This is a genomic window from Amycolatopsis sp. cmx-4-54 (assembly GCF_046548895.1).
Taxonomy (GTDB): Bacteria; Actinomycetota; Actinomycetes; order Mycobacteriales; family Pseudonocardiaceae; genus Amycolatopsis.
The window spans coordinates 363238-371442 of sequence record NZ_JAEBEJ010000010.1 but is presented as its reverse complement, the minus strand read 5'-3'; the positions used below and the strand labels follow the sequence as shown (position 1 = coordinate 371442).

General features: G+C 66.5%; 9 protein-coding genes. All 9 read right to left on the bottom strand.

The genetic code is table 11. The features are described from left to right. Nucleotides 1–280 (bottom strand): hypothetical protein (locus ACLJQ7_RS31005; RefSeq protein ID WP_410651684.1); only part of this gene is annotated, 280 nt, incomplete at its 3' end. Nucleotides 281–412: 132 nt separating this feature from the next. Next, on the bottom strand, nt 413–1816 hold the full coding sequence (locus tag ACLJQ7_RS31000) for a hypothetical protein (RefSeq protein WP_410651683.1): 1404 nt from the start codon (nt 1814–1816) through the stop codon (nt 413–415). Between the two features lie 156 nt (nt 1817–1972). After that, a complete protein-coding gene (locus ACLJQ7_RS30995) occupies nt 1973–2710 on the bottom strand; it encodes an SIR2 family NAD-dependent protein deacylase (RefSeq protein WP_410651682.1) in 738 nt (245 codons plus the stop codon). Between the two features lie 15 nt (nt 2711–2725). Further along, a complete protein-coding gene (locus tag ACLJQ7_RS30990; protein WP_410651681.1) occupies nt 2726–3916 on the bottom strand; it encodes a L,D-transpeptidase in 1191 nt (396 codons plus the stop codon). Between the two features lie 91 nt (nt 3917–4007). Continuing rightward, nucleotides 4008–4874, bottom strand: coding sequence for a patatin-like phospholipase family protein (locus tag ACLJQ7_RS30985; RefSeq protein WP_410651680.1), 867 nt, complete (start codon nt 4872–4874; stop codon nt 4008–4010). Between the two features lie 9 nt (nt 4875–4883). Continuing rightward, complete coding sequence (locus tag ACLJQ7_RS30980) at nt 4884–5549, bottom strand: DedA family protein (protein ID WP_410651679.1); 666 nt, start codon at nt 5547–5549, stop codon at nt 4884–4886. A gap of 61 nt (nt 5550–5610) precedes the next feature. Further along, nucleotides 5611–6612, bottom strand: a complete 1002-nt coding sequence (lipA, locus tag ACLJQ7_RS30975; RefSeq protein WP_410651678.1) for a lipoyl synthase — start codon at nt 6610–6612, stop codon at nt 5611–5613. A gap of 37 nt (nt 6613–6649) precedes the next feature. Then, entirely contained in the window at nt 6650–7606 is a 957-nt protein-coding gene (locus ACLJQ7_RS30970) for an oxidoreductase (protein ID WP_410651677.1), read from the bottom strand. Between the two features lie 43 nt (nt 7607–7649). Further along, a complete protein-coding gene (locus ACLJQ7_RS30965) occupies nt 7650–8180 on the bottom strand; it encodes a hypothetical protein (RefSeq protein ID WP_410651676.1) in 531 nt (176 codons plus the stop codon). Nucleotides 8181–8205 lie beyond the last annotated feature (25 nt).

The following is an 8205-nucleotide window of genomic DNA, read 5'->3' as shown; positions in this document are numbered from 1 at the left end:
ACACCGCCGGACTAACATTAAAAAGAAGGCCCAGGTCGGTCGAGAACCCCAGAGTTCTCCCGACCTGGGCCTTCTTTTCATGTCTGCCTCCCGGCACACCCGTGACGGACACCCGTATCTCGCGTGATTGAGCCGTATCTCGCGTGATCAGAAACGCCACTCGCGTGATCAGATGGACGACACACGTGATCAGACGGACGACACGATGTTGGCCGGGGCCGTGCGCCGTGTCGTCCATCTGATCACGTGTGCCGTCCACGCAAACACGCGTGTCGTCCACCTGATCACGCGAATGACGTCGCCAGACACGCGAATTACGTCTCTGATCACGCGAGCTCCGGGGCCGGACACGTGAGTTCCGCGGGCCGTGCGGGATCTTGTCGGATCCTGGCCGAGGTCTTGAATGCCGAGGTCACGCCAATGGAGCGCTCACGTGGTCGAGCGTCCAGTTGCCCACCCCCGGGGTTCCTTCGTTGCAGTAGTAGCTGTGCAAGGTGTTGTCGAAGACGTGTTGGAAGACGCATGCGGATCCGTTGCCATAGACCGGCCCGGTGGGGATTTCGAAGAACTGCCCTGTGGCGCCGGCCGCGGTGAGCACCCGGGTCTTCCAGACATTGGTCTGTTCCAAGGTCTCGACGGCCAGGTAGTACAGGGAACCCACCTTGATCACGTGTGGTGCGGCCACGACGTCGCGTGAATAGGCCACGAGCGTGCCGAGATCGGCCGGGTCGGTCTGAAGCAGCGCGTCGAAGGAGGCCGCGCTTTTGACGCGGATCTCCTTGCGGCCGCCCGCCTCCCGGAACCAGTACAGGTACACGGCTTGCGTGTCCGGCTCGCGGAAGAGTGTCGGGTTTCCGTTGTTCACCGCCATTTCCTTGACCAGTGGCACGAAGGACGTGAACTGCGTGCCGTTGAGGCCATCGGTGCTCTTGCGCCCGACGATGTAGTAGGCGCCGCCATCAGGGTTGCCGCCGCACCAGTAGACGTTGTGCACCAGCCCGATTGTGTCGCCCGGGTTCAGGAGCGCGCAGCCCCAGCGCTCGCCGGTGCCGGAGAGCAACGGCGTGGTCGACTGCGTCCACGCGGTGGCATTCAGGTCGTTCGTCCGGGCGATACCGAGGCCGGCACACTCGTGGTGGCCGAAGTACCCCAGATAACGGAAGCCCCCGTTGATCGACGGCGACTGTCCCGGGTTGACGTCCAGCACGCTGAAGGTGTGCGGATGATCGTCGTTACCACTCCACGAAACCGGACTCAGGACCGATTTCTGCGGCGTGCTCAGGGCGAAGTATCCGGGTTCCTGCGTCGGCGACTGTTGCGCGAAGGCGTAGAACAAGAAGGTCTTGTCCCGGTAGCCGAACGATTGCAGCTGCGCGTCGGTGAACTCTCCGGCGCGCACGGTGAGCCAGTCCTTGTCACCCGGATGCCACCATCGGTGCACCGCCACGGTGCCGGTGCGCTGGGTGGGGAACGCGTAGTACTGGAATGTCTTGGTCTGGTAGCCCCAGGAGGTCATCTGCGCATCGGTGGCCATTCCGGCGGGCATGTCGATCCAGTCCTTGTCCACCGGGTGCCACCAGCGGAAGACCTCGACCATGTCGCCGCTGCCGATCAGGCTGACGTAGAACTGCGGTTCGGTCGGGGGCTGGTACCCGTAGGACTGCAGCTTCGCGGTGGTCGGCTGGTTGCCGTGTGCCGGTACCGAGAGCCAGTCCTTGTCCACCGGATGCCGGTATCGCCGGACCGCGGACGGCGCGCCGACTCCGGGCTGCAACATCTGTTGTTCCGCGGAGTGCTCCACGAATTCAGTACCCATGAACATCTTCTCCCCACGTGACTTCGAAGTGAGTCCCTAGGGGGATGTCGTCCGAGTCTGCCGAATAGTTGGCTCCGCAACGCAATCGTGATCGTGCACGTACCGGAGTCGAGTGGTCGCGCAACGCCCTTCGCCTCGTCGGCAACTGTGATCGAGTTACGGGATCAGGGCGGGGAGGATGTCGCTGAGGGGGCCGCGGACGACGGCTGTGGCCATCGAGTCGTAGGGCGTTTCGGAGCCGTTGCAGATCACCACGGCGGACCCGGAGCGGGAAGCGACGCTCACGAGGGAGGCGGCCGGCTGCACTCGCAGCGAGGACCCGGCCACCAGCAGGAGGTCGCTGTCGGAGACGGCGGTCCGCGCGGCCCGGAGCAGGTTCTGGTCCAGGTGTTGGCCGAACGAGACGGTGGCCGACTTGAGGATGCCACCGCACACCAGACAGGGCGGATCGGGCTCGCCCGCTCGGACGCGCTCCAGTGTCGAGCGCATGTCCCGGTGGTCGTCACAGGACAGGCAGACGGACTCGAACATCGTCCCGTGGAGTTCCAGCACCCGCTCGGGCGGAGAGCCCGCCTTCTGGTGCAGCCGATCGATGTTCTGGGTGATGATCCGCGCCGGCGACAGGCGCTCGAGCGCGTAGTGCGCGGCGTTCGGTGCCGCGTCCCAGCCGGGGTGCACCAGCCGCGCCTGCCAGGTCCGCTCTCGGACCTCACGGTTGCCTTGGTACGCCTTGAGGTTCGACATCTTCTCCGCGGCCGGATCGCGGGTCCACAGGCCCTGCGGGCCGCGGAAGTCGGGGATCCCCGAATCCGTGGAGATCCCGGCGCCGGTCAGTGCGACGACCCGGCCGGCGCCGGCCACGAGTGAGCGGGCGGTGCTCAGGGTGCTGGTCACCGGCCCATCATGCCTCTACTTGAGCGCGCTGCCCGCCTGCCAGTCCGCCCACGACTTGGACCAGTCGCCGTAGAGGTCCCACACCGGCAGCTGCGGGCCCCCGGAGTTGGTCACCTCGACGACGTCGCCGAGCCCCATGTTCTGGTAGAACCACTGGGCGTTGGCGGCGTTGAGGTTGATGCAGCCGTGCGAAACGTTGGAGCTGCCTTGCGCGCCGACGCTGTTCGGGTTCTCGTGGACGAACTCACCGTCGTTGGAGATGCGAAGCGACCACTTCTCGTTCGCCTTGTAGTACCCCGGCTGGCCCTGGCAGACGCCATAGGTGCACGAGTCCATCACGTAATTCTCGTGTTTGTCCGAAATGACGTGTGCGCCCAAATGTGTGGGCGTGGCGTCTTTGCCCATGGAAATCGGCATCGATTTCGCCAGGGCGCCGTTGTGGAAGATCTGCATCTGTTCGGTGTCACCGTCGGCCTTCGCGACCCAGGAATCATGCACTTTGTACGTTTCGGTGCGATCGGTCGCGCCGTAAACGCCATTGCCGAAATCGACGCCGTAGATCATCGCCGACACCTTGAGCGTCGTCCCGGGCTGCCAATACACCTTGGGGCGGTAGTGGACGTTCTTGTCGTCGATCCAGTACCAGGAGCCCTCCTGTTTCGGCGTGGACTCCACGGACAGCTTCTTCTCCACCTCGGCCTTGTTCTTCACCGCCTGGCCGAAGGCGAACACGATCGGCTGCCCGACGCCGACGCCGGCGGACGCCACCGCCGCGGGAGCCGGGATCAGGTTCGGGTTCGCCTGCTGCTTCGGGCTCAGTGTGGAGACCCTGCTCTGCTGCTCGACGGGTTTCCCGTCGGTGCCCTGGGCATGCGCCACGATCTTGTAGGTGCTGCCGTAGCCGAGCGGTTCGGTGGTCTTCCAGCTGAGCCCGTCGCCCGCCAGTTCGCCCTTCACCTGGTTGCCCTTGTCGGCGTTGCTGACGGTGACGTCGATCAGCTTGCCGTGCTCCGCCTTGACCACCACCGGGATCGCCGGGTTGACGTCCGTCCCGCCCGCCGGGTCGATGGTCACCGAAACCGGGCTCGTGTCCGATTCGGCGCTCGTGCCGGATGAAGTGGTGCCGCCCGAGGACGAGCAGGCCGAGATCAGCAATACTGCGGCGAGTATTCCCGCCATTAAAAGTAATGTCTTCTTGGGAAACATATGATTCTCTTTTTACGTCGCTCGATCAGCGGAAAGTTCTCTTTCAAACTACGCGACGAAGAAGACGTGATCGATGGCGGTCGGTTGCTCGTCACGCCACGACGAGACCAGGGGCACCATAAAGACCGGGGCCATCGACACTCAATTCGCCCAAATAGGTCTTCGCGGCCTCATAAGCCTCTGCGGTCAACGCGGTGGTGTGGCTGAAGTCCAGAGGGCTCACCCGCACCGGCTTCGGCCCGGGCACGTACACCACGGGCACTTCGGCCGCGGCGATCGGCGCCTCCAAGACCGCCTGGTTCCGCATGCTGATCATCGCGGTGAACATCAGCACCTCGGCGAAGGTCTGCGGGGTCCCGGGCATCTTGCCGGGGAAGGCGCAGTCGAGGACGACGAGCGATTTCGCGCCCATGGCGAGCGCTTGGCGCATCGGCACGTTGGCGACCAGGCCGCCGTCGTAGAGCATGCGCTTCCCGAACGGCACCGGCGGATAGATCCCCGGAATCGCGCAACTGGCCAGCAGGGGCGCCAGAACGGGTCCTGAGCGGATGAGAAACGGCTCGGCGGTGTCGACGTCCGTCGCGACGACACCCAGCGGCAGCGCGAGATCCTCGAACCGGACGCCCTCGCCGATGTGCTCGTCGACGATCGCGGCGAGACCGGTGTTGGGGAACAGGTTGGTCTTGCTGTGCCGGAGCGTCCGCACCTGGCTGAACACGCCACCGGGGAACGCCTCGTGCCGGGTCATCCGCGACCAGATCCGGTCCAGCCGGTCGCCTGATTCATCCCCGAGGGCGAGCACGGCGGCGTTGAGCGAACCCACCGAGGTGCCGGCGACGAGGTCCGGGGTGATCCCGGCTTCGGTCAGGGCACGGAGCATCCCGACCTGCATGGCGCCGAGACTGCCGCCGCCACCGAGGACGAAACCGATGGGCTGGGGCAGGTTCAGGGCGGCCATGCCCGGAATCTAGTCCTCCGCGCCGACCTTCGCCGGAGTGGCGTCTTCGACCGTGACGGCGGCGAGCGCCCTCTTCTTCTTGTAGCGCAGCAGGAAGTACACGGCGACACCCACCAGCACCCCGACGATGATCAGACCGCCGGTATTGAGCACGCCTTCGACCTTCTTGGCGGCCTCGCCGAGAGCGGCGCCGATGCCGATGTGGATGGCCGACCAGCAGGCCGCGCCCGCCGCCGCGGCGGGCAGGAACTTGCGGAAGGGCAGACCCGACGTGCCCGACGCCGCCGGGGTCAGCGTGCGGATCACCGGAAGGAACCGCGCGAAGAACACCGCCCACGCGCCTCGTCGTTCGAGCACACCTGTCGCCTTGTCCCAGGCGTCGAGGCCGTACTTGCGGATCAGCTTCGTCTCACGCAGACGCGGGCCGAAGCGTTTGCCGATCGCGTAACCGAGCGAGTCGCCGAGTGCGGCGCAGACCGTCACGACTGCCCACAGGGTCAGGAAACGGGAGACCGACGTCGCCGTCGTGGCCGCGACCAGCAGCCCCGATTCACCGGGGGCGATGAAGCCGAGCCCGATGGTGCATTCGGCGAACACCAGTCCGCCGGTCGCCGCGACCAGTCCCGGTTCCGGGAGACTCTGCAGCCAGTTCAGAAGATCAGTTACCAACGCCACCAGGTCACTTTACTGATTCGTGACCTGGTGGGTGGCGATGTCGCGAAGAGGGTGACCGGAGTCACCTGGCCAGCAGCGAACTGGCTTCCTGCGCGGCGGGTCCTTCGGCGGCGAGATGGGCTAAGTTCTCCGACAGCTCTTCGCCGCGGTGGGCCTTCGTCTGCGCGAACAGACGCCCGGCCCGATACGACGAGCGTACGAGTGGCCCGGCCATCACACCAGCGAAGCCCATGGCCTCGGCGGCGTTCGAATGCTCGACGAACTCCTCCGGCTTGACCCACCGGTCCACCGGGTGATGCCTCGGCGACGGCCGCAGGTACTGGGTGATCGTGAGGATTTCGCAGCCCGCGTCGACCAGGTCCTTCATCGCGGGCGCGACCTCCTCCGGGGTCTCGCCCATGCCGAGAATCAGATTCGACTTCGTCACCAGACCCGCCTCACGAGCGCGAGTGATGACCTCCAGCGACCGCGCATACCGGAAACCCGGCCGGATCCGCTTGAAAATCCGCGGCACCGTCTCCACGTTGTGCGCCAACACCTCAGGCCGCGAACCGAACACCTCGGCGAGCTGCTCGGGATCCGCGTTGAAATCCGGGATCAGCAACTCGACACCCGTGCCGGGGTTCAGCGCGTGGATCTGGCGCACCGTCTCCGCGTACAGCCACGCGCCGCCGTCATCCAGATCGTCACGCGCGACACCGGTCACCGTCGAATAACGCAAACCCATCGCCTGCACCGACTCCGCCACCTTGCGCGGCTCAGTCCGATCCAGCTCGGCCGGCTTACCCGTATCGATCTGACAGAAATCACACCGCCGCGTGCACTGATCCCCACCGATCAGGAACGTCGCCTCACGATCTTCCCAGCATTCATAGATGTTGGGACAGCCGGCTTCTTCACAGACGGTGTGGAGGCCTTCGCGGCGCACCAGGCCTTTGAGTTCGGTGAATTCCGGACCCATCCGCGCGCGCGTCTTGATCCACGACGGCTTCTTTTCGATGGGAGTCTGGGAATTCCGGACCTCGAGCCGCAACAGCTTGCGGCCATCTGGGGCAGCACTCACATCGCCACCCTACGCCCGCCGAAGTAGTGCTCGCCGCTCACGCGGGGTCGGGGGTGACGCCCGTCAACTTGGTGGTCACGTCCCACAACGCGGCGCCGAGCGACTCGCTCCTCGCGGCGGCCAAAGGCCGCACCTTGACCGGTGTGCCGCGAAGTCCGCCGAGCCCGCGCGGGCCGATGTAGTCGCCGCCTTCGACCTCGGGAGCCGCCGCCGCGAACAGCTGCGGGAGCGTGCCCTGGCGGGCGTTCTGCGCGATGAAGATCTCGCCGATCCGGTTGCCGCCGGCGACGAGCGCGCGCACCACCCGATTGCGGTAGGAGCGGGCCATCCCGGAGCCGAGCCCGGTCCACGTGTAGCCCGGGTGCGCCGCCACGCTGATGACGTCGTCGCCCGCGGCGCGCAGCCTGCGGTCGAGTTCGAGCGCGAACACCTGATTGGAGAGTTTCGACTGGCCGTAGGCCGAACCCGGGTTGTACATCCGGCGCTCGAAGTTCGGGTCGGCGATGTCGATGCGCGCGCCGGTCGCCGCGACACTCGACAGGGTGACGACACGCGCCGCGGAGCCGGCGCGCAGGGACGGCATCAGCAGCCAGGTCAGCACCGCGTGCCCGAGATGGTTCGTGCCGAACTGGGTCTCGAAGCCGTCCTTGGTGTGGCCGCGCGGGGTCGCCATCACGCCCGCGTTGTTGACCAGGACGTCGAGCTTGCCGCTCGTGAGTTCGTGGACCTTCTTCGCGGCTTCGCGGACCGACTCGAGGTCGGCGAGGTCCAGCCGCACGAGTTCGGGTGCTTCTCCGGTCGCGGCCGCGCGCACCTGTTCCAGTGCCTTGGCGCCTCGCTCCGGTGATCGGCAGCCCAGCAGCACGCGGCCCCCCTTGCCCGCGAGCACCTCGGACATGCGCAGCCCGAGCCCTGAGTTCGCCCCCGTGACGAACAAGGTCCGGCCGGTCTGATCCGGGATGTCGGCCTCGGTCCAGCGCGCGTGAGTAGCCATGCCGGTCACCTAACTACATCGTCGCCTGTGCCGCCACGCCAGGTCAGGCGCTCGGCGCGAGCAACCGGAGCAGGTGGCCCATGGGGCTGCGGCGGCGGGCGGGCTTCGCGTGCCGTCCGTGCCGGAGCAGGGTGGCGAACGCGCTGCCGACCTTGGTGATCTCCCCGGCCGGTTCGTTGCCGTCGGCCAGCCCCGCCGTCAGCGCGAGAGTGCGCAGCTCGGCTTCGTGCGACGGGATCAGCGCGGGGCACCGGTCGAGAGCGGCGTCGAGAACGGCGCGGAGGGTCTTGTGTTCGGCGGTGGCGCTGTTCCAGGCGCGGGTGACGGCTTCGACCCGGTCGAGCGCGAGATCCTGGTCGGCGTAGTCCGGATCGGTCATCTCGGCGCGGAGGCGACCGGCGAGCACCTGGTTCCACTTGTACCGAAGCGCGACCAGAAGCTCTTCCTCGGTCGCGAAGTACTGGGTGGCGCCAGGGATTTCTTCGAGTGAGATCGCGTCGGACGGGTGGTGACCCGCCTGGCGCAGTGCGGCTTCGAGGATGTCGCGCCGCCGGTAGAAGTCGTTCCAGCTCATGATGTGGGCTCCCCTCCGTGACCCG

Coding starts and splice junctions, on each gene's coding strand:
- ACLJQ7_RS31000 (WP_410651683.1), bottom strand. CDS start 1,816: ATGGGTACTGAATTCGTGGAGCACTCCGCGGAACAACAGATGTTGCAG.
- ACLJQ7_RS30990 (WP_410651681.1), bottom strand. CDS start 3,916: ATGTTTCCCAAGAAGACATTACTTTTAATGGCGGGAATACTCGCCGCA.
- ACLJQ7_RS30985 (WP_410651680.1), bottom strand. CDS start 4,874: ATGGCCGCCCTGAACCTGCCCCAGCCCATCGGTTTCGTCCTCGGTGGC.
- ACLJQ7_RS30965 (WP_410651676.1), bottom strand. CDS start 8,180: ATGAGCTGGAACGACTTCTACCGGCGGCGCGACATCCTCGAAGCCGCA.
- ACLJQ7_RS30970 (WP_410651677.1), bottom strand. CDS start 7,606: ATGGCTACTCACGCGCGCTGGACCGAGGCCGACATCCCGGATCAGACC.